A 22,961-nucleotide genomic window follows, 5' to 3' on the forward strand; every position below is an offset into this window, starting at 1 on the left:
TGGTTAGCCCGGACTGGCGCCAGCGTGTGCCTTACAGGCCGAGAAGGCCGCCGAGCAGGCGCTTATAGATCGGCTTAGCCGCTGGTTCTGCTACCTGCAGCGGCGGACCAGCCGGCAGCGACGCGGCCTCCAAACTTGCAATGTGGGTTTTGACAGGCTTGGCCACTGCGGCCGGAGTAGAAATGACGACTGGCATTGACGAGGATTGCTCCATAGTCGTCCCGGGTCGAGCGGGAGCTGCCACCGCAACGGCGGTTGACCGGGTCGTCGGATTGGGTTTACCGGGCGCCATTTCTCCGATCGAGATCACCTCCGGGTCCCGCGCTAGCGCATCGGGTCGACTGACGTCTCCGATCGACCGTCGGGTGCGATCGTCGAGGGCTGTGTAGGTGCTTGCGCTGGCCGCAGCCATGGCGACCTCGCGGAACGATTGATGCCCCCCGCCATCCTCGTAGACGAGACGGATCGACGGCGTACCCTTGCTTACGAGCTCTGCAACCTCACGCTCATCGCGGGCTTGCTTAATTGCGACTGCAGCAATTGTCGCCCGGTCGGCCTCGTTAAAGGCGTAGCGCCCGCCGACGACAGTCCAGACGGGCTCCCGCTTCGCCACCTCAAATCGGTCCGAGCCCTCTTTCAGGTTCTTCCAAAAGGCGATGTGAGGGTCGGAGCGGTGCTTCGCCAAGTTCTCCGCCGTCATACGAAAGGGATAGGACTGGAATTGGAACGTACGCTGTCCGCCGGCGAACGCCTCGCGTGCAACGGCATAGACTTCCGCAATCGCCTCGTCGGTCATGGCAAAGCAGCCCCGGGACGAGCAGGTGCCATGGACCATCAGATGCGAACCGGTTCGACCGTGCGAGCGGTCGTAAGCATTCGGGTAGCCTAAGTTGAATGACAGGAACAAGCTGGAATTCGGGTTCATCGCCCCAGGCGTCACGTCATAGAAGCCCTCGGGCGCCTGTCGGTCACCCTCGCGGATCTTCGGTCCAAGCTGGCCTGACCAGCGACACATGGGGTAGGTCTTGAGCAAGGTGTATTGCCCATCAGGCTTCCTCTTCCAGATCTCGACCTCCGACTCCTTTTTGTAGGAGCGCATTAGGATCGGGTCAGACGCGGACACACCCTTCTCGGCCATCAGTGACAACGTGGTCGGCGGAATCGGGGTGCGGTCGCGCGTCGATCTGTAGCTCTCGTCAACACCCTGGCAAGCCACAAGCGAGAGCGCGAGGCCCACGGCGACGACAAACCGGCTCATGAACACTCCGTAAACTATGTGCCACGCCCCGCTGGCAGTTTGGCGCCGTGATGTTGTTTACTGCAGTCGAGGTTGACCGACAATGAACGATCGTTAGTGGCACTCTGATGGCTCGGCTGTCCGGCTCCGTGTCACCCCTTGGAAATCGGCATGCTTCACCTTCAGCGTCACCGTGTGGGCACTGACTTGCTTGGCCTCGCAATGTCGTCAGACTTACGCGACGAGAGGAGCGATCTCGGGGCGAGCCGCCTCGCGCTCGGAGATATCGATCGCGAACGTGTCCTGGGGACCGAGCGATTTTCAGACTCGGTCCGGTTCCACTGGTGGCTCGTCGATCCCGCGCGCGATCCGATAGTACCAGCCACCCCACTTCCCGAAATGCTCCTGTAGGAATCCCAGCAGGCCTTCAGGTCGGCGCCCGTCGGGCACGAGCCTTTCAGTCTCGGCGTGAGTCGCCGGCCCGGCATCGAGGAGTTTCTTCACGGCGAGGGCTTCGACGAAGGCCGCTTTGCCTATTTCCTGAACTCAATCGCCGGGAAACAGCACTGCGTCGCCGGTCCGTCCGCGCTTCTCAGCGCTTCGAACCTCACCGAGCTCGCCGTCGCCACTGCAATCAGCCTGTTCGGGTTCAATTCCGGGGCGGCGCTCGCGACCGTCGTCGGCGTGTGGATCGAGGTGCCGGTCACGCTGAACGTCGTCTGGATCGTGGACCGGCCAAACATTGGGCGTATCGTGCACTCCGTAGCTCCTACAGGCTCAAGTGGAAAAAGCGCCCCGATGATGCAAAGCCTGACGATTGGCAAACTGGCGGAGCTCGCGGGCGTCAATTTGGAGACGATCCGCTACTACCAGCGCATCGGCCTTATGCCGGAGCCTGGGCGAACGCCGAACGGCTATCGCATCTACGGGGGAGGGCACCTACGGCGATTGTCCTTCATTCGGCGCTCGCGCGAACTCGGTTTCAGCATCGAAGAGATCAAGGCGCTCCTTGCATTGGCGGAGCCTGGGCAGGCCTCGTGCATCGAGGTTCGCTCGCTGACGCTGGCCCATCTGGATGAAGCGGGCCAAGATTGCCGATCTCCGGCGGCTCGAAAGCATTCTCGCCCAGACTGTCGATCAATGTTCCGGAACGAGGGCGCCAGCCTGTCCCGTCCTCGAAATGCTGCAGGATTCCTAGCCCGCGAGGTAAACGGGTCGACATTGATGTCCCGCCTCCGAGCCGATCGCACTGCAACAGCGGGACGGAGCTGCCTGTATCGTCGCCCGCATGGCAAAGCTAAAAACCACGATCGTTTTCGGTTCCGGTGCCCGGATCGGTCCAGGCACGATCGCGCTGCTCAAAGGCATCCGCGATACCAGGTCGATCTCAGCCGCCGCCCGCAGCAGGGCATGGATTACAAGCGCCTGGACGCCGCTCGAGAGCGTCAATCAGGCGTTCAACGAGAGCGTCGTCGTCGCTTCGCCCGGCGGAACGCGGGGCGATGGAGCCCCGCTCCCACCCTTCGGCCTGGAATTGTTGGAGCGGTACCGGCGCATCGAACAGCGCGCGACCGCTGCAGCGGCGGAAGATAGCCAAGGCGCGAATGCGCATATTGGCCAGATCGCGTTAGATGGACTCTTGAGAACTATTCGCCGCGATGACGATGTCTTGAAATCGCCAGCCTTTCGCAATCGGCACGATTGTGACATTTCTGATGTCATGAAGCTCCGGCTCCTCGCGCACTCTCTAGTTCTGGCCCTGTTCGTCACGGCCACCGTACTGGCTGCCTTCGTCAGCCCGGCGGGGGCTCGCCATGGCCGGATGGATGCTGCGGAAACAGCGATGCCGATGGATGCCGACATGTCGTGCTGCCCACCGGATCAGGGAAAGAAGAAGGACTGCACCACGAGCTGCCCGGCGTTGAGCTTCTGCCTGGCCAAGTGCTTCGCGAGCGAGCCCACGGCCTTCGTCACGCTCGTTCAGCCGGTCGTCACCGTTCTCGGACTGGCCGGCGACGATGCCGCCCACGCCTCGCGGCCGTTCGAGCCGCCGGCGCGACCTCCGCGAACCTGAGGCATCGCCAGCGCGACAGCGCTGGTTTCGTCCGCACGGCAGTTCCGGGCGGACGGTGAGCCGTGGCCATCGCCACGTTCAAGGCTGTGCGCACGCGCGGCAGCCTGATGCATTCAGGATTTTGATCATGACCCCTATCAACATGTTGCGCGCGTTCGCCGCAGCGCTTCCGCTCGCCGCCATCTCGCTCCCAGCGTTGGCGGACATCAAGGATTATGAATTCCGGCTCGTGCAGAGCGAGCTCAAGCAGGGCAACGGCGTTACTGTCGCCGTCCAGCTTATCGATAAGCGCTCGGGCAAGCCGGTCCCCGACGCCGTGATCTTTGCTCGGCGCATCGACATGGCGCCCGATGGCATGGAGATGATGGCGTCGACGATCGAGGGGATGCCCGCGACCGAGCCCGGAACCTACCGCTTCAAGACCAACCTGACGATGGCCGGAGGCTGGCGCCTGTCGCTCAGCGCCAAGATCCAAGGCGAGACCGGCACGCTCGAAAACAAGCTGATCCTCAAGGTCGTGCCATGAAACCCGTCGCCCTCACGGGCCTCGCTCTCGCCGCCATTCTGGCGGCGGGAAGTGCAGGCTATTGGGCCGGGCATCGTGGTATTGCGTCGGCGGGCCTGCGCTCCTGGTTCGGCATCGAAGGCTCGCTCGCGGCGAACGAGCCCGTCGGAACCGGTCCGGTCGTCTACTATCAGGACCCGGACCGGAGGCCCGTCTATTCGGCGCAGCCGCGCCAGACCGAGGACGGCAGGCCCTTCACGGCCGTCCGCGCCAGCCAGGACATCAGCTTCGAGGAGAAGCCCGCGACCGGGGAACGGACGGTGCAGGCCGACCCGAAGCGTGTCCTCTACTACCGCAATCCCATGGGGCTCCCGGATACCTCGCCGGTTCCGAAGAAGGACTCCATGGGCATGGATTACCTCCCGGTCTACGAAGGCGAGGGAAACGAAGACGGCGTCATCAAGCTCTCGCCCGGGCGCATCCAGCGCAGCGGCGTGCGTTCCGAACCAGTCCGGCGGCAGAGCATCGTCCAGACCATTCATGTGCCCGGCGTGGTCCAGCTCGATGAGCGGCGGGTTTCGGTGGTGACGATCCGGGCGGATGCCTTCGTCCAGGAGGTCGCCCCGATCACGACGGGCGACCGCGTCACGAAAGGCACGCGACTGGCGCGCATCTACTCGCCGGAGATCAGCACGGCGGGCGCGCAGTTCATCACCGAGCTCAATGCCGTGGCGCGCGGCGTACCCGAAGGCGGCGCACGACAGCGGCTCGAAAACCTCGGCGTCCCTTCGGAAGTCATCGCCGAGATCGAGCGAAACCGGAAAGTGCCGCTCACGATCAACTGGTCGGCACCGCGTGACGGCATCGTGCTGGAACGTTCGGTCAGCGACGGCATGAAGATGACGGCCGGCGGCAGTCTGTTCCGGCTCGCCGACATCTCGACGATCTGGGTTCTGGCCGATGTTCCGGAACGCCAACTGGCTGCCGTCGGCATCGGGGCACCAGCCACGGTGCGGTTGCGCGGCCGTCCCGGGAGCTCCTTCGAGGGACGCGTCAGCGTGATTTACCCGGAGATTGCCGAGGCAACGCGGACGGCCAAGGTCCGCATCGAGATCGGCAATCGCGACGGCATGCTGCTGCCGAACATGTATGCCGACGTCGAGATCGGCTCCGGTGACGCAGGTCCGCTGCTCGCCGTTCCCGACAGCGCCGTGATCGATAGCGGTACGCGCCGCGTCGTCATTCTCGACCTGGGCGAGGGTCGGTTCGAGCCGCGCGAGGTCAAGCTCGGCCGCCGCGGCGATGGCAGGGTCGCGATCACCGAGGGTGTCGCCGAGGGCGATCGCGTCGTCGTCTCGGCCAACTTCCTGATCGATGCCGAGAGCAACCTTAAGGCCGCCCTGAGCGGCTTCGCCCAGCCGGAGGCCAAGCCATGATCGCCCGCCTGATCGCCTGGTCGGCGCGCAACCTGATCCTCGTCTTCGTTGCCGCTGCCTTCGCCGTGGCGGCGGGTGTCTATGCGCTGAAGACCTTGCCGCTCGACGCTATCCCCGACCTCTCCGACGTCCAGGTCATCGTCTACACCGAGTATCCCGGCCAGGCGCCGCAGGTGATCGAGGACCAGGTCACCTATCCGCTGACGACCTCGATGCTGACGGTGCCGAAGGCGCGCGTCGTCCGTGGCTTCTCCTTCTTCGGGGTCTCCTTCGTCTATGTCATCTTCGAGGACGGCACCGATCCCTATTGGGCGCGTTCGCGGGTGCTCGAATATCTCAATGCCGCCGCGCGGCGTTTGCCGACGGGTGTCTCGCCGACGCTCGGACCGGACGCGACCGGGGTGGGCTGGGTCTACCAGTACGCGGTCATCGCCAAGAACATGACCCTGGCCGAACTGCGCTCGCTACAGGACTGGGTCGTGCGCTTCGCGGCTTCTCGTGCCGAGGGGGTGGCCGAGGTCGCCAGCGTCGGCGGCTTCGTCAAGCAATACGCGATCGTCGTCGATCCCGTGCGGCTGCGCGCCCAGGGCGTCTCGCTCGCGACGCTTCGGGAGGCGGTCCGCAGCAGCAACATGGACGTCGGCGGACGCACGGTCGAGCTCAGCGAGTTCGAGTTCATGGTTCGCGGCCGCGGCTACCTGAAGTCGATCGCCGATATCGAGAACATCGTCCTGAAAAGCGATCGGGGCGTGCCGCTTCGCCTCTCCGATGTCGCCCGCGTCGAACTCGGTCCCGATGAGCGGCGCGGCATCACCGAACTCAACGGCGATGGCGAGGTCGCCAGCGGCATCATCCTGCAACGCTTCGGCGCCAACGCGCTGGCAGTGATCGAACACGCCAAGGCGCGCCTTGCCGAGGTCGCGGCGAGCCTGCCGGGCGGGCCGAGATCGTGCCGGTCTACGACCGCTCCGGGTTGATCGAGCGGGCGATCGAGACGCTGAAGGGCACGCTGATCGAGGAGAGCATCATCGTCGCCCTGGTCTGCATCGTGTTCCTTCTGCATCTGCGCAGCGCCCTGGTGGCGATCATCATGCTGCCCGTCGGCATCCTGATGGCCTTCGCGGCGATGAAGGCGCTGGGGCTTGGCTCCAACATCATGAGCCTCGGCGGCATCGCCATCGCCGTCGGCGCCATGATCGACGCCGCCATCGTCATGATCGAGAACGCCCACAAGCACCTGGAACGGGCTCAGCCGGACAAGCCTCGTATCGACATCCTGATCGAGGCGGCCAGCGAGGTCGGCCCGGCGTTGTTCTTCAGCCTGCTCGTCATCACCGTCTCCTTCCTGCCGATCTTCACGCTGGAGGCGGAGGAAGGACGCCTGTTCGGGCCGCTCGCCTTCACCAAGACGTTCGCCATGGCGGCGGCCGCGCTCCTGTCGGTGACGCTCGTCCCGGCGCTGATGGTCATCTTCGTCAAGGGCAGGATCATTCCGGAGAGCCGCAACCCGATCAATCGCGGCCTGATCGCGCTCTACCGTCCGATGATTCGCGGCGTTCTCGGGGCCAAGACCCTGACGATCCTGGCTGCGGTAGCCGTCCTCGGGCTCAGCCTCTGGCCAGCGCGGCAGCTCGGCTCGGAGTTCATGCCGTCCCTTGATGAGGGCACGCTGATGTACATGCCGACCACCTTGCCCGGGATCTCCGTCACCAAGGCGGCCGAGCTGCTCCAGACCCAGAACCGGATCATCCGCTCGTTCCCGGAAGTTGCCTCGGTCTACGGCAAGGCCGGACGCGCCCAGACGGCAACCGACCCGGCGCCGACCGAGATGTTCGAGACCATCATCAACCTGAAGCCCAAGACGGACTGGCGCGAGGGTGTCACGCTCGACAGCCTCAAGGCGGAGATGGACAAGGCTCTCCAGTTCCCCGGCATCTCCAACGCCTGGACGCAGCCCATCCGCGCACGCATCGACATGCTGGCGACCGGCATCCGCACGCCGATCGGGGTTAAGGTCTTCGGCACCGATCTAGCGCAGATGGAGTCGATCTCGCGCCAGGTCGAGACCGTGCTCAAGGCCGTCCCGGGAACGAGCAGTGCCTATGCCGAGCGTGTCATCGGGGGCTACTTCCTCGACATTGTGCCGGATCGGATTGCGCTGGGGCGCTACGGGCTCTCCGTCGGCGACGTCCAGAATGCCGTGGTGATGGCGATGGGCGGCGAGACCGTGACGACGACGGTCGAAGGCCGCGAGCGCTATGGGGTCGCCATCCGCTACCCTCGCGACCTGCGTTCGGATCCGCAGGCTATCGCCCGCGAGGTCCAGATCTCGACGCCGTCCGGCGCCAGCGTCCCGCTCGGCGAGGTTGCGAGCATCGAGCGCAAGCGTGGCGCCACCTCGATCCGCACCGAGAATGGTGAGCTCGCGGTCTATATCTTCGTGGACACTGTCGGGCGTGACCTCGGCGGCTATGTCCGCGATGCCCAGGACGCGATCGCGCAGAGCATCAAGCTGCCCGCGGGCTACCGCATCGCCTGGAGCGGTCAGTTCGAGTATCTCGAACGGGCCGAGGCGCGTCTCAAGCTGGTCGTGCCGGTGACGCTCGCGATCATCTTCCTGCTGCTCTACCTGAACTTCCGCAGGCTGACCGAGACCTTCATTGTCATGCTCTCGCTGCCCTTCGCGCTGGTCGGCGGAGTCTGGCTGCTCTGGTGGCTCGGCTTCAACATGTCGGTCGCCGTTGCGGTCGGGTTTATCGCGCTCGCCGGTGTTGCGGCCGAGACCGGCGTGATCATGCTGATCTATCTCGACCACGCGCTGAAGGAGGTGCAGGCGCGCTGCGCGGCGGAGGGGCGAGCATTCACGCGAGCCGATCTGCAGGAGGCGATCATGCTGGGCGCGGTCGAGCGCGTGCGGCCCAAGATCATGACGGTCATCGCGATCATGGCCGGCCTGCTGCCGATCCTGTGGAACACCGGCACGGGATCGGAGGTGATGCAGCGCATCGCCGTGCCGATGATCGGCGGCATGGTCTCCTCGACCGTGCTGACGCTGCTGGTGATCCCGGCGATCTACGGCCTGATCAAGGGCTGGCGGCTGCCGGCGGCCGCTGTGACCGATAAGGCAACATCGGGATCCGCGCCGGCAAGCTTCGCTGCGGCTGTCGAATGAGGGAGGAGCCAATGATGCACAACATGATGAGCGGTATGGGCTGGGGCATGGGCCTCGTCGGCCTACTCGGCATCGCAGTACTGGTGCTCACGATCGCAGCGCTCGTGAAATACGTCTTCTTCCGGTGACGGCGCTGGATGCGCGCACGACCGGAGGAAGACACAGCCAAGGCAAAGGAGACAATTATGCCAACCGAGCTCTATCCATCCCGCCGCGCGCTGATGATCGGCGCTGCGCAGGCAGCCGCGGCGCTCGCGCTGTCGCCTCCGTCACTGGCCGCCGAGGCGCTCCCGAAGATGACCGTGACTCGTGACCCGAACTGCGGCTGTTGCAGCAACTGGATTGCGCATGTGAAGGCCGCGGGCTTTCCGGTCGAAGTGGTCGAGGTTCCCGACGTCATGCCGCTCAAGACCAGGCTTGGCGTGCCCGATGCCCTGGCATCGTGCCATACCGCCGAGATCGACGGCTATGTCGTCGAAGGTCATGTTCCGGCCGAGGCGATCAAGCGATTGCTGGTCGAGCGGCTGCGGGTGAAGGGCATCGCTGTCGCGGGCATGCCGGTCGGCTCGCCCGGAATGGAGATCCCGGGCCAGGCGCCTCAGATTTACGAGGTCGTCCTCTTCGCCTCCGGAGAGCAGCGCCTGTTTGCCCGCTATCGCGGGCTGCAACAGATTTGATCTATACGCGTTAGCGATGACCCCGCGGCAAGAGAGAGAGAATGCCATGGTCGGTTGAGTCGGACGGGACGAATCCGCAGCCGGTACAAGAAGGGTATTCGCAACCTTTGCTGAGCTTTCATTCGGTGGGCGATTCACGATGCGTCTTGCGGGATAGTTGGATCAGCGAGGACTTCCACAATCCGACACGATGCGACGCTCCCGTTGTCGCACGATTTTATCATTCGAATGAGCTCGCCCTTAAGTCCAGAAGCCGACCTATCCTGATCTCGACGGCTTCAAGCTGATCCGTGGCAATTCGGCTGACCTGGTCACAAGAGGCCTCCGGGCTTTCCTGCAGAGCAAGCATTCTCTTAATGGCCGGGATATCGAAGCCGAGGTCCCGGGAATGCCGGATGAATGTCAAACGTCGTACGTCCTCGGCTCCGTAAAGCCGGCGTCTGCTTTCCGTGCGGGGCGGCTTTGGGGTGAGGTTGATCCGCTCGTAGTAGCGGATTGTTTCAATATTGACGCCTGTCCGTTGTGACAAAGCTCCGATGGTGATCATGGCGGATTCATTCCGTAGGGGCGATTGACGCCATCAGCGCGACACCTGGCATGCGCCGTCGCGCGGTGGGCCGGAGCGTCTCAGCGACGTTGTCGCCGGGATGGCGGACGAACCCGTGCTGACAGATGGAATAGAAGCTCATCGACGGTCTTATCTCCATTCTTGCGCTGCGCGATTTCAACCAAGAGCGCGGCGGCCTTGATCGCCGCCGCGTCGGGATAGTCCAGCCATGGATATAATCGAGGGTTGATCCTGTAGCCACTACAGGATGTAGATATAGCAAATGGCTGGAGACGTGTGAACACAGGCGCGGCTATCGGCCGCTTCCCGGTACGTCACCTGATCGCGCCACTCAGCGGAGGGCATAAGAGGAGCAGGAGAATGGCCAGGGCCTTTAGTTCGGACCAGATGGGCATCATCCGTGGCTCCGCCGCCGCGCTCACTCTTGCGGCGATCGTCCTTACGGCCGGGTATGTTTGGCTGCCTCCTGGGTTGCTCCGCCTCAACCCGGAGATGGGCCTCGGTGAGCGGGTCGCGTTCACGCTGAAGGCTGATATTCTCATGTTCCTCTGGCTTGCTGGCTGCGTCGGCGCGGTGAGCAGAGGACGGTTCTATTCGCCAGCAGATATACGGGGCTCGGCATTTGGCCAACCCAGCCCAGCAATCGCCGTGCGAGCTGCGGTGCTGCAGAATTCATTGGAGCAGACGGTTCTGGCCTTTGGCGCCCACCTAACACTTGCAGCGCTGTTGCGAGGACCCGAGCTGGTACTCATCCCTCTGCTGGTCGCTCTGTTTTTGGCCGGTCGGGTGGCCTTTGCTTTCGGCTATGCCAAAGGAGCATCAGGTCGGGCTTTCGGCATGGCCCTTACCGCCGCGTCTATCATCGTGAGCTACGGAGTGGCGGTCGGCTTGGTGGCTGTCGGACGCTGACATCTGCCGCTCGTGAGACGGCCATAAATTCGGCTCATGACCTCTTGATCCTGTAGCGACTACAGAATGTATGGTGCGCTAACAGGCTTGAGCTAAGCCCAGATAATTTAGCAGTCGAGGAGACCGAAATGGCCACTGATGCCGGGACGAGAAGCACCTCAAGCACGTTGCGCTTCAAGGTCGAGGGCTTGGACTGTCAAAACGAGGTTCGCCTGCTTCGCGCTGCGGTCGGCCCGGTCGTGGGTGGTGAGGACAGGTTGTCGTTCGACACCAAAGGCGGTGTCATGGAAGCAACCGTCCCGAGCCTTCCAGCTTGCGATGCCATCGAGCAGGCGGTCGCCTCCACCGGGATGCGGGCGCAGCTGCTGGCTGAGCCGGACACGTCCTCGGCGTCCGCGTGGCTGTTCAAGGTCGATGGGCTCGATTGCAAGAACGAGGTCGCGATGCTCAAGCGCGAAATCGGCCCGCTCGTTGGTGGTGAAGACCGGCTCGCCTTCGATACGGCCAAGGGGTTGATGACGGTTGCGCCTCAGCAGCGTGCCTCGATCGACGAGCTCGTGAGCGGCATCTCAAAGACCGGAATGTCCGGCTCTCTCATCCGAAATGGTTTGGCCGAGGCCATGCTGCTGCGCGTGCGTGGCCTCGACTGCAAGAATGAGGTGGCCGCCCTGACGAGGGAGCTGGGGCCGCTCGTCGGTGAGGACAATCTTGCCTTCGACACTTCGCAGGGCGCGATGACCGTTGCGCCTCAGAGCGGGGCAACACTCCGTCAGATTGAGGAAGCAGTCGCGCGAACGGGCATGCGAGCTGAGCCGTGGTCGCCGCCGGCGGTTTCTGAGGCTGCCTGTTCCGAAACTGCCGGATCCGGATGCGGCTGTGCGGGCCAAGCTCAGGAGGCGCTTGCACCGCCACTTCCGACCAATCAGCCTGGCGGCGTTGTCTATCGAATCCACGGGATGGATTGCGCCGACGAAATCGCGGCCTTGAAGCGCGAGGTTGGTCCGCTCGTGGGCGAAGATAAACTCGCCTTCGACCTCCTCAACGGCCGCATGTCGATCGACATGGTGCCAGACGCTGCGCTGGAGGCCAGCATCGAGAAAGCCGTCGGGCGCGCCGGCTTGCGAGCCGAGCCCTGGATCGAAGGGGCGAGCAGCGAAGCGGCACAGGCAGAAGAGCGTCGCAGGCGCATACAGTCGTGGCTGACCGCCGCGAGCGGCGTCTTCGCCGCGCTCGGCTTTGCGGTTCACGCCTGGCTCGGCGGCGGCATCATCGCGGCGTTCGAGGCTGGCGAACATGCTGCGGGCTCGACGCCGCTGCCGAGCATTATCCTCTATACCCTCGCAGTGCTCTGTGCGGTGCGCTACGTCGCGCCTAAGGCCTGGCTCGCGGCGCGACGGTTCCGCCCGGATATGAACCTCCTGATGGTGGTTGCCGTCGTGGGCGCGATCGGGATCGGCGCGTGGTTCGAAGCCGCTACGGTTTCCTTCTTCTTCGCGCTTGCCCTGGCACTTGAGGCGTGGAGCCTCGGTCGCGCGCGGCGAGCGGTGGCTGCTTTGATGGAGCTGGCGCCGCCGACAGCACGGGTTAAGCTCGACGATGGATCTGAGCGTGACGTACCGGCCGCCGAGATTCGCGTCGGCTCGCACATCATTATTCGTCCCGGCGACAAGCTCCCCTTGATGGTCGCGTCGCAGCTGGTGAGAGCGAGGTCAATCAGGCGCCCATCACCGGCGAGAGCGTTCCGGTGTTCAAAACCGTGGGCGATGAGGTGTTCGCCGGCACCATCAATGGCGAGGGCGCCCTCGACGTCGTGACCACCAAGGCGGCGAACGATACGACCCTTGCGCAGATCATCCGCATGGTCGGCTCCGCACAGAGCCGGCGCGCACCGAGCGAGCAGTGGGTCGAGAAGTTCGCGCGCGTCTACACGCCTGTCGTGATGGTTCTCGCCATCGCAGTTTTCCTCGTCCCGCCGCTGCTGCTCGGCGCTGGCTGGGAGGTCTGGTTCTATCGCGCGCTCGTGCTGCTCGTGATCGCCTGTCCCTGCGCCCTCGTGATCTCGACACCGGTGACCATCGTAGCCGCTCTCGCCGGATCCGCGAAGCAGGGTGTCCTGGTAAAGGGCGGAGTCCACCTCGAGACTCCGGCCAAGCTGAAGGCCATCGCTATGGACAAGACCGGAACCCTTACTGAGGGGCGTCCGCGAGTGGTTGACGTGGTGCCGCTCGTCGGCCGCAGCGAGGATGACGTTCTCCGGTTGGCCGCAGCCCTTGAGGCGCGCAGCGAGCATCCGATCGCGCGCGCCATTCTGGCTAAAGCCGCGGAACGCGGCCTTGCTGCCCAGCCAGCCGACGCGGTGCAGGCCATCACCGGCCGGGGTATGACCGGTCGGATTTCCGGTCGCGAGGTCTGGCTTGGGTCGCGCCGCTATCTCGATGAACGGAAGATCGGCTCGCCAGCCGTTCTGGATCAAGCCGACACCCTGTCTGGCGCCGGTCGTACTGTCGTGGCGGTCGGTGACGGCGAAGAGGTCTGGGGGCTGATCGCCGTTGCTGATGCCGTGCGCGCAGAAGCCAAGGATATCGTCACCGCGCTGCATCGGGCCGGCGTCGAAAAGGTGGTGATGCTCACGGGCGACAATCAGGCAACCGCCGATGCGATCGCCAAGCAGACCGGCATCGATGAGGTTCGGGCGGAACTGCTACCCGGCGACAAGGTCACAGCCGTCGAGGATCTCGTACGGCGTTATGGTTCTGTCGCCATGGTCGGCGATGGGGTCAACGACGCACCGGCGATGGGCCGTGCCAGTCTCGGGATTGCCATGGGCGCAATGGGCAGCGACGCGGCAATTGAGACGGCCGACGTTGCGCTCATGTCGGACGATCTCTCGAGGCTGCCCTGGCTGGTGCGCCATTCGCGCGCGACGCTCGCAGTCATTCGGCAGAATGTCGCATTCTCGATCGCGGTGAAGCTCCTCTTCACGGTCCTGACAGTGCTCGGCCTGGCATCGCTTTGGGGCGCCATCGCTGCGGATGTCGGCGCCTCCCTGCTGGTTGTTCTCAACGGGTTGCGCCTTCTCAATCGCGACCAAGGCGGACCAAAGGCCGGTCCATCAGTGGGGACCGGTTCTCCTGCCAGTGAGCGCCATCAGCCAGGGATGCGCCCGGCATCTGCCCACTGAAAACGCATCGACGGTCGTCAAGATTGGGCGACCGTCGTCACCAGGACGTCAATGAAAAATGACCTGCAAGGAAAGTAATACCGTGGCGGTAGCGTCCGTTGGACAGCGTGCGATGTGGTTGGGCTTCGCATTCGTCCCCGCTCTTCTCGTCGATGTCGTCACGAAGTGGCTGATCGTGACGGTGGTGATGGCGCCTCCGCGCGTCATAGAGATTACGTCATTTTTCAACCTGACGCTTGGCTTCAACCCCGGAGTCAGCTTCGGGATGTTCCAGGACGTCTTTCTTGAGCGTCCGTTGGTACTGGGTGCCATTAAAGTGGCGATCACAGCCGGGCTTCTCGTCTGGGCATTGCGCGTCGAGAACATGGTCGAGACGGTCGCCCTCGGCTTGATTGCCGGCGGAGCCGCCGGCAACGTCGTTGACCGCGTGCGACAAGGAGCCGTGACCGACTTCCTAGATTTTCATGTCGGCGATTGGCATTGGCCTACCTTCAATATGGCGGATGTGGCGATCAGCATCGGAGTTGCGCTGCTGCTGGCGGGGTCCCTGCGGCCGTTCCGATCGGTGTTCGGCGTCCAGAAACCATCGGGTGAGACGGAGCGCTGACATGGCCTCTGAGCGTCGCAACGAGGAAGCCGAGATCGAACTTGACCCAAGCGACGTGGCCGAACGTCGAACATTGATCTGGGTGCTGCTTATCAATTGCTTGCAGGTGGTCGTAGCGGGGACGGTGGGCGTTGTTGCGGACTCGACTGGTTTGCTGGGCGCGGCGCTCGACAATCTGGCGGATGCCGGCGTCTACGCGGTGAGCCTTTACGCCGTCGGACGGAGCGTCGCGGCTAAGTCGCGTGTTGCCGCTTTGTCCGGCGCGCTTTTGATCATTTTAGGCGTCGGGTTGCTGGCCGAGGTCCTGCGCAGGTTTTTCGTTGGCGCCGAGCCGATCGGTCTTGCCATGATAGTCGCGGCCGTCGCGAATGCGGCGACAAATCTGATTTGCCTTCGGCTGCTGCGCTCGCATCGAGACCAGGGCGTCCATATGCAGGCGTCCTGGATCTTTACGACCAACGACATGCTGGCCAATGCGGGCATAGCGGTCTCCGGCGCTGCGGTGATGTTCTTCGCATCTCCGCTGCCGGACCTGATCATCGGCCTGGTCGTCGGCGGGCTCGTGCTCAAGGGTGGCTGGGAGATCTTGCAGGAAGCGCGCGACGCGCGGCGCGCGAGTGTGTTGACTCAAAAGGACTAGAAGACCACCAACCCTCACCCCAGTCAGGATTGGGCTCGGAGTCTCCGGGACACCCAGAGGCGGCGTACGCCAAGATGATCCTGACCCGTGCCATTTGCCGGGGCTGGCGCATATGGGTCAGAGCTGCTGCCACGCGACCATCAGAAGGTTGCTCATCAGAGTGTCGGTGGCAGCGCAGGCGGTGCCACCTTGATTTCCATCATTATACATTATATGTAATCGTATAATGTTTGATGATCAGGAGCCTGCGCTGATGAACACCGTGACCATTGATGATCGTCTGACGGTATCGGCCCAACCAGATCCCGCTGCCTTCAGTGACCTCGCAAGACAAGGCTTTGCCGCCGTCATTAACGCCAGACCGGATGGTGAAGAGGCAGGGCAACCGGGCAACGCCGCCGAAGCCGCCGCCGCGCGTTCGGCCGGCCTCGGCTATGCCTTCGTACCAGTCACCGGCCCGACCATCACCGAGGCCGACGTCCGTGCATTTCAGGAAGCGATGAAGAAGGCGAAAGGGCCGACCCTTGCCCATTGCAAGAGCGGGATGCGGGCGCTCACCCTCTACGCGATCGGTGAGGTGCTCGACGGGCGAATGCAGCGCGGGGAGGTCGAGATCTTCGGAAAGGGCCACGGCTTCGACCTGTCCGGCGCCGCAGTTTGGCTTGATCGGCAGGACGCCAAGGTTCCGCGCGTCGTGGGTTTCCACGACGCGCGTACGGGCAGCATTCAGTATGTCGTCTCCGATTCGGCGACAGGCGCCTGCGCCGTGATCGATCCTGTACTCGATTTCGACGAGAAGTCCGGCGCGACCGCGACTGTTCATGCCGATGCGATCCTGGACTATGTGCGGGCCGAAGGACTGACGGTCGAATGGATTCTCGACACCCACCCGCATGCCGACCACTTCTCGGCCGCCGCTTATCTGAAGGAGAAAACCGGTGCGCCGACGGCGATCGGCGCGCGCGTTGTCGAGGTACAGAAGCTCTGGAAGGACATCTATAACTGGCCGGAACTGGCGACAGACGGATCGCAATGGGACCAACTGTTTTCGGACGGCGACACATTCAGGGTCGGCAGTCTTGAAGGCCGCGTGATGTTTTCGCCCGGCCACACGCTCGCCTCCGTCAGCTACGTCATCGGCGACGCCGCCTTCGTCCATGACACGATTTTCATGCCGGACTCGGGCACGGCCCGCGCCGATTTTCCAGGCGGTAGCGCCAAGGTTCTGTGGCATTCGATCCAGCGGATTCTCGCGCTTCCCGATGAGACCCGCATCTTCACGGGCCACGACTACCAGCCGGGCGGGCGACATGCGAAATGGGAGAGCACGGTGAGCGAGCAAAAGCGCTCCAACCCGCATCTCGTCGATATGACCGAGGACAGCTTCGTGGCGCTGCGCGAAGCGCGGGACCGGACATTGCCGATGCCGAGGCTGATCCTCCATGCACTTCAGGTGAACGTGCGCGCCGGCCAGCTCCCCGAACCGGAGGACAACGGCCGGCGCTACCTGAAAATTCCGCTCGACGCGCTAGGGGCGACACGGTGACTGCAATCGAAAAATCGGTGTCCGCCACCATGCCGCCGGAGGAGATGGCAAGCCGGGCAGAAGAGGTCGCGTCCCTTCTGAAGACGATGGCACATCCCGTGCGGCTGATGCTCGCCTGCACCCTGGCCGAAGGGGAGCACTCGGTCGGTGAGTTGGAGGAGGAGCTCGGCGTCCGTCAGCCGACCCTTTCGCAGCAGCTCGGCGTGCTTCGCGAGGCGGGTGTCGTGCAAACGCGCCGCGAGGCCAAGCAGATATTCTATCGCCTGTCGGAGGAAAAGGCGGCTCAGCTCATCACGGCACTCTATGCCATTTTTTGCAGTCCGGAGGGGCGGAGATGACGCCTTACCTGCCCGCGCTTTTTGGCGGCATGCTGCTCGGTCTCTCCGCCGTCCTGCTGCTCGTCGCCAACGGTCGGATCGCCGGCATCAGCGGCATCCTGGGAAACCTGCTCGGCGGCAGACCCGTTTGGGCCGATGCAGCCTTCGTCGTTGGTCTTCTCGCAGGGCCATTCTTCTACGCAGCAGCCTTCGGCCGATTCCCGGCCGTGACCATCGCAACCACCTGGCCCCTTGTCCTTGCCTCCGGTTTGCTCGTGGGCATCGGCACCCGTATGGGCTCGGGCTGCACGTCCGGCCACGGCATCCTCGGCCTTGCCCGCTTCTCGAAACGCTCCTTTGCCGCGACCGCTACCTTCCTCGCTGCTGGGATCGTCGCGGCAACAAGCATGGGGTTGCTGAGATGAGCGGTCCCATTTTTGCCCGCCCCGCCATCGCCCTGCTTGCGGGCGCGATATTCAGCTTCGGCCTGTCGCTATCCGGGATGGTCGACCCCGCGCGCGTCCTCGGCTTCCTCGACATCGCGAGTGGCGATTGGGACCCGAGCCTGATGTTCGTGCTCGGCGGTGCGGTGCTCGTCGCGATGCCAGGCGTCGTGCTCCAGCGCAGCATGACGAAGCCGGTTCTGGATGCACGATTTCATTTGCCGGAGAAGACGCAGATCGACGCGCCCCTTCTCATAGGATCGGCGATTTTCGGCATCGGCTGGGGGCTCGCCGGCTTCTGCCCGGGACCGGCCATTTCCGCCTTTTTGATGGGGCTGCCGCTTGTCCTCCTGTTCGTCGCCGCCATGGCCGCGGGCATGGTCTTGTACGACCGGGTCCTAGCAGTCGGCTTTAACATGCCACGGTGAAACGGCCCCCGAATTCCCCGGACAGGTCTCACCCTTAAAATAAGGGTTGGGAGTAATGTCGTGTCTATGACTGGTTCTTATCCGAAGGTTGAGGTCCTGACCGGGCCTGAGCGGCGTCGCCGGTGGTCGGTTGCGGAGAAGTTGGAGATCGTCGCGCAGACGCGCGAGGCGGGTGTCACGGTCAGCCTTGTGGCACGCCGGTGCGGCGTGTCGCCGAACCAGCTTTTCACGTGGCGGCGGCTTGCCGAGCAAGGGGCGCTGACCGCGACGGCGGCCGAGGAGGAAGTGGTCCCGGCCTCCGCCTTCCGGGCGCAGCAGGAGCAAATCCGCGAATTGCAGCGGCTCCTGGGCAAGAAGACCCTGGAGGTGGAAATCCTGAAGGACGCCCTCGAACTGGCGGAGGATATAAAAAAACGGAGATTGCGGTCGCTGTCGCTGCCCAAGGACGGTTTGCCATGAACACCGTCGCCGCGACGCTGGACGTGGCCCGTTCGCATCTCGCCGCCCGGCTGGCGCAGCGGACGGCCGGGCGCTCTCCCCAGCGCAGAGGCCGTCCGCCCCTGCCGGAAGAGGCGCTCCTGTCCGAGATCGAGACGGTCATCGAGGACATGCCAACCTACGGCTATGCTCGCGTCTGGGCCAGATTGCGCCGCAAAGCCCTGACCGAGGGCCGTGCGCCCGCCAATCGCAAGCGCGTCTATCGGGTGATGAAGGTCCATGGCCTTCTGCTCGAACGCCATGCTGGCGGGGTCGAGCGCCGTCACGACGGCCGCATCGCCGTCGAACGCTCCAACCTGCGCTGGTGCTCGGACGGCTTCGAGATCGGCTGCGACAACGGCGAAAAGGTCCGCGTCGCCTTCGCGCTCGATTGCTGCGACCGGGAAGCCATTGGCCATGTCGCCACCACCGAGGGCATCAAGGGCGAAGATGTCTGCGACCTGATGGTCACCGCCGTCGAGCACCGCTTCGGCAAGGTCAACCGCCTGCCGCAGACCATCGAATGGCTGACCGATAACGGCTCCTGCTACATCGCAGGTCCGACCCGCCGCTTTGCCCGCGATATCGGCCTGGAGCCGCTCACAACTCCGGTCCAGAGCCCGCAGAGCAACGGCATGGCCGAAGCCTTCGTGCGAACCTTCAAGCGCGACTACGTCTCGGTGAATCCCATCCCCGATGCCAAAACCGTCATGCTCGCCCTGCCGGAATGGTTCGACCACTACAACGAGCTTCACCCGCACAGGTCGCTCGGATATCGTTCACCCCGCGAGTTCATCGCGGCCCATGCAGCACCGTGAGAAATGTCCGGGCTTTTGGGGGCTACAACACACGGAGCCTCAAGCGCCGGCACACAAGCGAATGAGCGGAGCTTCGGCGCCTGCGCGTAGGGGCTTGGCGCGATAGAAACAGGAACACCGGCCAGTATGGCAGCAACCGCCATCGCCGGCGACATTGACCTTAAGCCAGAGCGCGTCCTGGTCGCAATCGATGCGCATCTCGACGATCGTCTGGACCTGGCCCGAAGTGTCGCCCTTGTGCCAAAGCTGCTGGCGTGAGCGCGACCAGTACCAGGCTTCGCCGGTCTCGATGCTGCGCCCCAGGGCGTCCGCATTCATATGCGCGACCATCAGTAGCTCGCCGGTCTCGGCATCGGTGGTGACGCAGGTGATCAGGCCATTGGTGTCGAAGCGCGGCGCGAGTTGCGTGCCGTCCTCGAGGGCGTGCTTGTCCGAGAGGACGGGGAAAGCTGTCATTGGTGGCTAGCCTCTCGCGTTCAACAAGAGCCGGATCTTCTCCAGCGCCGCCGCGTCGTCCTCATGATAGTCGATCATACTCTTGAAGCGGCCCTTGGCGTCCATCAGGTAGACCGACGCCGTATGGTCCATGGTGTAACCATTATCAGTCGGAATCCGCTTGGCGTAGGCCTTGTAGGCCGAGAGCGCGGCATCGACCTGCGCCTGGGTGCCGGACAGGCCGACGATCCGGGAATCAAAAGATTGCAGGTAAAGCGCCATCTGCGCGGGTGTGTCGCGTTCCGGGTCAACCGTGACAAAGAGAACCTGCAGGCGATCCGCGTCGGGGCCGAGCTTGCCGAGCTGGTTGCTGATCTCGAACAGCGTCGTCGGGCAAACCTCCGGGCAATGGGTGAACCCGAAGAACACCAGCGTCGGCTTGCCCAGATAGGTCGCTTCCGTGACGGTCTCGCCCTTGTGGTTGACGAGCGTGAACGGGCTGCCGGCGGCGAATGCAGCGACCTCGATCTGCTTTCGGCCGGGGCCGTCGACCTGCCACCAGCCGATCAGGATCGCGGCACTGACGAAGGCCAGGATGGCGACGGCGGCCCAGGCGCCATAGCGGATCCACTTAAGCGCTTGCATGGCGGACGAAGGTCGATGCTGGCGAGGTGAGGCCTTGCTGCTGCAGTGCCGGACCGCGCATCTCGCGGGTGACGTGATAGAGGTTGATCGCGAAGGCGAGCGAAACGAAGGCCAGGAGCAGGATCAGCACGATCCGATTGCGCTTGATTGTTCGTTGCTGTGCGTCAGCAGCATCAATCATCGCGCGCCGATCCCCAGCTGACAGCGAACGCTTGCTCATGATTGTGAATGTGCCCTTGCTGGTCGTGCCCGTGGGTCACGGGGCCACGATATCAGTCACCGGGGAAGCGATCCGGTCGCGTCGGCGTCGCCGCTTTCAAACGGGTCCGCCAGAGCGGCGTCCGGGCGGCTGATCTCCACCTTGCCCGACACCATGGCCTGCATCCGCTCGGGCCCCATCGTCCTGAGCAGTTTCCGGAAGCTCGGGTGCATGCCGCCATCGGCATAGGCGAAGGCCGCCGCCGGAAGTCCGGTGCCGACGAGTTCGGCGATGCGGCTTTCATCGCGGGCGCGGCGCTCCGCCACGAGGCCTTGGATTTCCGGCTCGACTTCGTAGGCCGGGCAGGGGCCAGCCGGGTCGAAGGAGCTGATGTCACCCTTGACGTTGAAGACGTAGCGCCGGCCGCAGGTGGCAAGCTTGGGCGGCTGCCGCGTCGCGTCGAAATGGTCGGCACCTTCCTTCAGGTTGCGCCAGAAGGCGATGTTCGCATTGTTCCGGTACCGCGCCATGTTCTCCGCCGTCATCCGAAACGGCAGGGCCTGGACCTGGAAGCCGGCCTGGCCGCCGGCGAAGGCTTCGCGCGCGAGCCCATAGATCTCGCTGACCCCCTCGTCCGTCATCGCGAAGCAGCCAGCCGAGGTGCAGGCGCCATGCACCATCAGCGCCGACCCGGAATAGCCCTGCGATCGCTCCAATGGATTCGGGTAACCGAGATTGAACGAGAGATAGAACTGGGAGCGCGGATTCATCAGATCCGCCGTGACGGTATAGAAACCCTCGGGCGCCTGGCGGTCGCCCTCCCGCTTCTTCGGCCCGAGTTGTCCCGACCACCGGCACATCGGATAGGTCTTCAGCAACGCGTATCTACCGCTGCGGTCACGCTTCCAGACTTCGAGCTCGCTCTCCTTCTTGTAGATGCGCACGAAGATCGGGTCCGCCTCGGTCATGCCTTTGGCGGACATCTGCGAGACGAGCTTGGCCGGCAGCGGCTGCAGGTGACGCGTGTCGCCCTCGCCGACCACGCAGCCGGACAGGACGGAGGCGCCGAGCGCGAGCACGGCAGCCAATCTGACAAAGGGGCGCAAGACCGGAATCTGCATGAAGGGGAGCGTGCGCGAAGGAGCCTGATATGCTGTTAACGTCGATGTGTGTGGGCCTTACAACCTGATGCCGCTTCAGGTTCAAGCGGAAATCATCCGCCTGCAGGCTTGATAGCCGCTGTGGGCCAAAAGACGGGAAAGCGAGTGGTTCTTCTAGCGCAATACCGGTTCAGGCAACACGAGCGGCGGAAGCTCGATGTTAAGTTCCCCGCCTGAAGGGGGAGGTGCGATATTGCGAAGCACGAGAGCCGGAAACAGAATGAGAAGCACGACCGTGAGTGCCTGGATCAGCACGAACGGCACGGCGCCCCAATAAATGCTCACGGTCTTGATCGAGGCGGGCGTCACGCTGCGGAGATTGTAAAGGGCGATACCGAAGGGCGGATGCATGAAAGATGTCTGCAAGTTGATCGCAAGCAGGACAGCCAGCCACACGACATCCACGCCAGCAGTGTGTGCGATCGGCGCGATCAGCGGCAGAACGATGAAGGCGATCTCAAAAAAATCGAGAAAGAAGGCCAAGCCGAAGACCGCCGCATTCACTGCGAGGACGAACCCGAGTTGACCGGCCGGAATGTGCTGAAATAGAGCTTCGATCATGAGGTGTCCGTTGAACCCACGGAAAACCAGTGTGAAGAAGGATGCGCCGATCAGCAGAAAGACGACATTGGAGCAAAGCACGCCTGCCGCGACGAGTGCTTGTTTCAAGCCTGCAAGCTTAAGTCGTCGTTTTGCCAAAGCCAACGCCAGCGCCGCACTGACGCCGATGGCGCCCGCTTCGCTTGGTGTTGCGACGCCGAAGGCGACCGAAGCCAGCACGCAAACAACCAAACCAATAGGCAGAGCGCCGTCGAGTAATAGCCGCAGTCGAGAGCGCCAATCCGTTCTGGCTGTCCAGCTGGTGTCGAGAACCGGGGGGCCAGAAACGGTTTCCAGGCAGTCAGGGCGAAAATGTAGAACATGTAAAGCGCGACCAGCGCGATGCTGGGCAGTAGAGCTCCTCGATAGATGTCGACCAGCGACACTTCGAGTTGCTCCGCCAGCACAATCAGGACCAGGCTTGGCGGCACCACCTGGGCCAACGTTCCCGAGGCGGCGACAACGCCAGTCGCTAGCCGGCTGTCGTAACCGGCACGGATCATGACCGGCAGCGATATCAATCCGAGCGCGATGACCGAGGCCGAGACAAATCCGACGATCGGCGACAGGACCATACCGACGATGATGACCGCATAGGCCAGTCCGCCAGGCAGCTTGCGGAAGAGACGATTCAGCGCCAGCAGCATATCCTCTGCGATGCCTGTCCGTTCGAGGATCAGACCCATGAGCACGAGCAGGGGAATTGCCAACAGGTTATCATTGTTGAACATGCCCAGGACGCGAAAGTACATCGCGCTTAGGAAGGAAAGTGGAAAGGCGCCCGAAAGCACGCCAAAAGCGCCGAAGACGCCCGCCACGGCTGCCAACGAAAACGCAACGGGAAATCCGGCCAGCAAAACGACGACGAGTGCCCCCAACATCGCTGG

General features: G+C 63.7%; 20 protein-coding genes and 5 pseudogenes. 16 read left to right on the forward strand and 9 right to left on the reverse strand.

Translation table 11 applies throughout. The features are described 5' to 3' along the window. Positions 1 to 31: 31 nt before the first annotated feature. Both CE453_RS00310 and CE453_RS29525 read right to left on the reverse strand, forming a co-directional pair. A complete protein-coding gene (locus CE453_RS00310; RefSeq protein WP_248307710.1) occupies positions 32 to 1,258 on the reverse strand; it encodes a L,D-transpeptidase family protein in 1,227 nt (408 codons plus the stop codon). Positions 1,259 to 1,351: 93 nt separating this feature from the next. Further along, entirely contained in the window at positions 1,352 to 1,429 is a 78-nt protein-coding gene (locus CE453_RS29525) for a hypothetical protein (protein ID WP_349236618.1), read from the reverse strand. A 339-nt stretch (positions 1,430 to 1,768) separates the two neighbouring features. Here CE453_RS29525 and CE453_RS29105 point away from each other — a divergent pair. From CE453_RS29105 to CE453_RS00355, 7 genes and pseudogenes are all read left to right on the forward strand, one after another. Next, positions 1,769 to 1,972 (forward strand): annotated as a pseudogene (locus CE453_RS29105) (arsenical-resistance protein); the annotation flags it as partial. 66 nt (positions 1,973 to 2,038) lie between these two features. Further along, positions 2,039 to 2,435: pseudogene (locus tag CE453_RS00325) on the forward strand (MerR family transcriptional regulator). Positions 2,436 to 2,525: 90 nt separating this feature from the next. Next, positions 2,526 to 3,311 carry a winged helix-turn-helix domain-containing protein gene (locus CE453_RS00330; RefSeq protein WP_089172794.1) on the forward strand — a complete coding sequence of 262 codons (786 nt, stop codon included), beginning with the start codon at positions 2,526 to 2,528 and terminating at the stop codon, positions 3,309 to 3,311. Between the two features lie 127 nt (positions 3,312 to 3,438). After that, the gene (locus CE453_RS00335; protein ID WP_089172795.1) at positions 3,439 to 3,837 is read left to right on the forward strand and encodes a FixH family protein; all 399 of its coding nucleotides are present in this window, start codon (positions 3,439 to 3,441) and stop codon (positions 3,835 to 3,837) included. Further along, a complete protein-coding gene (locus tag CE453_RS00340; protein ID WP_089172796.1) occupies positions 3,834 to 5,252 on the forward strand; it encodes an efflux RND transporter periplasmic adaptor subunit in 1,419 nt (472 codons plus the stop codon). The genes CE453_RS00335 and CE453_RS00340 overlap by 4 nt, the downstream gene beginning before the upstream one ends. Continuing rightward, positions 5,249 to 8,424, forward strand: a pseudogene (locus CE453_RS00345) (efflux RND transporter permease subunit). The gene CE453_RS00340 and the pseudogene CE453_RS00345 overlap by 4 nt, the downstream one beginning before the upstream one ends. Positions 8,425 to 8,609: 185 nt before the next feature. Beyond that, a complete protein-coding gene (locus CE453_RS00355) occupies positions 8,610 to 9,101 on the forward strand; it encodes a DUF411 domain-containing protein (RefSeq protein ID WP_089172797.1) in 492 nt (163 codons plus the stop codon). 220 nt (positions 9,102 to 9,321) lie between these two features. Here the strand turns inward: CE453_RS00355 and CE453_RS00360 are convergent, their stop codons facing one another. Continuing rightward, positions 9,322 to 9,648 carry a MerR family transcriptional regulator gene (locus CE453_RS00360; protein ID WP_349236616.1) on the reverse strand — a complete coding sequence of 109 codons (327 nt, stop codon included), beginning with the start codon at positions 9,646 to 9,648 and terminating at the stop codon, positions 9,322 to 9,324. A gap of 381 nt (positions 9,649 to 10,029) precedes the next feature. Between CE453_RS00360 and CE453_RS00365 the strand changes: the two genes are divergently transcribed. The 9 genes and pseudogenes from CE453_RS00365 (at position 10,030) to CE453_RS00405 (ending at position 19,035) form a co-directional block, all read left to right on the forward strand. Next, on the forward strand, positions 10,030 to 10,578 hold the full coding sequence (locus CE453_RS00365) for an MAPEG family protein (protein ID WP_089172798.1): 549 nt from the start codon (positions 10,030 to 10,032) through the stop codon (positions 10,576 to 10,578). Between the two features lie 128 nt (positions 10,579 to 10,706). After that, positions 10,707 to 13,759 (forward strand): annotated as a pseudogene (locus CE453_RS00370) (heavy metal translocating P-type ATPase). Positions 13,760 to 13,817: 58 nt separating this feature from the next. Beyond that, a complete protein-coding gene (gene lspA, locus CE453_RS00375; protein ID WP_318652273.1) occupies positions 13,818 to 14,366 on the forward strand; it encodes a signal peptidase II in 549 nt (182 codons plus the stop codon). A 1-nt stretch (position 14,367) separates the two neighbouring features. Continuing rightward, positions 14,368 to 15,006 carry a cation efflux transmembrane domain-containing protein gene (locus CE453_RS00380; RefSeq protein ID WP_089172799.1) on the forward strand — a complete coding sequence of 213 codons (639 nt, stop codon included), beginning with the start codon at positions 14,368 to 14,370 and terminating at the stop codon, positions 15,004 to 15,006. Between the two features lie 253 nt (positions 15,007 to 15,259). Next, on the forward strand, positions 15,260 to 16,552 hold the full coding sequence (gene blh, locus CE453_RS00385) for a bifunctional sulfur transferase/dioxygenase Blh (RefSeq protein WP_089172906.1): 1,293 nt from the start codon (positions 15,260 to 15,262) through the stop codon (positions 16,550 to 16,552). Positions 16,553 to 16,581: 29 nt separating this feature from the next. Next, positions 16,582 to 16,890: a sulfite-sensing transcriptional repressor BigR gene (gene bigR / locus CE453_RS00390; RefSeq protein WP_089172800.1), complete on the forward strand. Its 309-nt coding sequence runs from the start codon at positions 16,582 to 16,584 to the stop codon at positions 16,888 to 16,890. Next, positions 16,887 to 17,294 (forward strand): YeeE/YedE family protein, encoded by a 408-nt coding sequence (locus CE453_RS00395; RefSeq protein WP_089172801.1) that lies wholly within the window; start codon positions 16,887 to 16,889, stop codon positions 17,292 to 17,294. The genes bigR and CE453_RS00395 overlap by 4 nt, the downstream gene beginning before the upstream one ends. Continuing rightward, positions 17,291 to 17,740: a YeeE/YedE family protein gene (locus tag CE453_RS00400; protein ID WP_089172802.1), complete on the forward strand. Its 450-nt coding sequence runs from the start codon at positions 17,291 to 17,293 to the stop codon at positions 17,738 to 17,740. Before CE453_RS00395 ends, CE453_RS00400 begins: the two co-directional genes overlap by 4 nt. A 66-nt stretch (positions 17,741 to 17,806) precedes the next feature. After that, positions 17,807 to 19,035 (forward strand): IS3 family transposase gene (locus CE453_RS00405; RefSeq protein ID WP_089172803.1). Its coding sequence is split into 2 segments (ribosomal slippage): positions 17,807 to 18,137 and positions 18,137 to 19,035, totalling 1,230 coding nucleotides; the frame shifts between segments, so codons are not numbered across the junction. 39 nt (positions 19,036 to 19,074) lie between these two features. Here CE453_RS00405 and hisI read toward each other — a convergent pair. The 6 genes and pseudogenes from hisI to CE453_RS29405 all read right to left on the reverse strand — a co-directional run. Further along, positions 19,075 to 19,491 carry a phosphoribosyl-AMP cyclohydrolase gene (hisI, locus tag CE453_RS00410; protein ID WP_089172804.1) on the reverse strand — a complete coding sequence of 139 codons (417 nt, stop codon included), beginning with the start codon at positions 19,489 to 19,491 and terminating at the stop codon, positions 19,075 to 19,077. A gap of 6 nt (positions 19,492 to 19,497) precedes the next feature. Further along, the gene (locus CE453_RS00415) at positions 19,498 to 20,115 is read right to left on the reverse strand and encodes an SCO family protein (protein ID WP_089172805.1); all 618 of its coding nucleotides are present in this window, start codon (positions 20,113 to 20,115) and stop codon (positions 19,498 to 19,500) included. Further along, positions 20,102 to 20,296 carry a hypothetical protein gene (locus CE453_RS00420; RefSeq protein WP_157732850.1) on the reverse strand — a complete coding sequence of 65 codons (195 nt, stop codon included), beginning with the start codon at positions 20,294 to 20,296 and terminating at the stop codon, positions 20,102 to 20,104. The genes CE453_RS00415 and CE453_RS00420 overlap by 14 nt, the downstream gene beginning before the upstream one ends. A gap of 95 nt (positions 20,297 to 20,391) precedes the next feature. After that, entirely contained in the window at positions 20,392 to 21,435 is a 1,044-nt protein-coding gene (locus CE453_RS00425) for a L,D-transpeptidase family protein (protein ID WP_198302110.1), read from the reverse strand. 153 nt (positions 21,436 to 21,588) lie between these two features. After that, the gene (locus tag CE453_RS29400) at positions 21,589 to 22,266 is read right to left on the reverse strand and encodes a TRAP transporter large permease subunit (RefSeq protein WP_282568751.1); all 678 of its coding nucleotides are present in this window, start codon (positions 22,264 to 22,266) and stop codon (positions 21,589 to 21,591) included. Between the two features lie 146 nt (positions 22,267 to 22,412). After that, positions 22,413 to 22,955: pseudogene (locus CE453_RS29405) on the reverse strand (TRAP transporter large permease subunit); the annotation flags it as partial. Positions 22,956 to 22,961 lie beyond the last annotated feature (6 nt).

Source organism: Bosea sp. AS-1 (assembly GCF_002220095.1).
GTDB lineage: Bacteria > Pseudomonadota > Alphaproteobacteria > Rhizobiales > Beijerinckiaceae > Allobosea.

Coding starts and splice junctions, on each gene's coding strand:
- CE453_RS00310 (WP_248307710.1), bottom strand. CDS start 1,258: ATGAGCCGGTTTGTCGTCGCCGTGGGCCTCGCGCTCTCGCTTGTGGCT.
- CE453_RS00330 (WP_089172794.1), top strand. CDS start 2,526: ATGGCAAAGCTAAAAACCACGATCGTTTTCGGTTCCGGTGCCCGGATC.
- CE453_RS00335 (WP_089172795.1), top strand. CDS start 3,439: ATGACCCCTATCAACATGTTGCGCGCGTTCGCCGCAGCGCTTCCGCTC.
- CE453_RS00340 (WP_089172796.1), top strand. CDS start 3,834: ATGAAACCCGTCGCCCTCACGGGCCTCGCTCTCGCCGCCATTCTGGCG.
- CE453_RS00355 (WP_089172797.1), top strand. CDS start 8,610: ATGCCAACCGAGCTCTATCCATCCCGCCGCGCGCTGATGATCGGCGCT.
- CE453_RS00360 (WP_349236616.1), bottom strand. CDS start 9,648: ATGATCACCATCGGAGCTTTGTCACAACGGACAGGCGTCAATATTGAA.
- CE453_RS00365 (WP_089172798.1), top strand. CDS start 10,030: ATGGCCAGGGCCTTTAGTTCGGACCAGATGGGCATCATCCGTGGCTCC.
- lspA (WP_318652273.1), top strand. CDS start 13,818: ATGACCTGCAAGGAAAGTAATACCGTGGCGGTAGCGTCCGTTGGACAG.
- CE453_RS00380 (WP_089172799.1), top strand. CDS start 14,368: ATGGCCTCTGAGCGTCGCAACGAGGAAGCCGAGATCGAACTTGACCCA.
- blh (WP_089172906.1), top strand. CDS start 15,260: ATGAACACCGTGACCATTGATGATCGTCTGACGGTATCGGCCCAACCA.
- bigR (WP_089172800.1), top strand. CDS start 16,582: ATGCCGCCGGAGGAGATGGCAAGCCGGGCAGAAGAGGTCGCGTCCCTT.
- CE453_RS00395 (WP_089172801.1), top strand. CDS start 16,887: ATGACGCCTTACCTGCCCGCGCTTTTTGGCGGCATGCTGCTCGGTCTC.
- CE453_RS00400 (WP_089172802.1), top strand. CDS start 17,291: ATGAGCGGTCCCATTTTTGCCCGCCCCGCCATCGCCCTGCTTGCGGGC.
- hisI (WP_089172804.1), bottom strand. CDS start 19,491: ATGACAGCTTTCCCCGTCCTCTCGGACAAGCACGCCCTCGAGGACGGC.
- CE453_RS00415 (WP_089172805.1), bottom strand. CDS start 20,115: ATGCAAGCGCTTAAGTGGATCCGCTATGGCGCCTGGGCCGCCGTCGCC.
- CE453_RS00420 (WP_157732850.1), bottom strand. CDS start 20,296: ATGATTGATGCTGCTGACGCACAGCAACGAACAATCAAGCGCAATCGG.
- CE453_RS00425 (WP_198302110.1), bottom strand. CDS start 21,435: ATGCAGATTCCGGTCTTGCGCCCCTTTGTCAGATTGGCTGCCGTGCTC.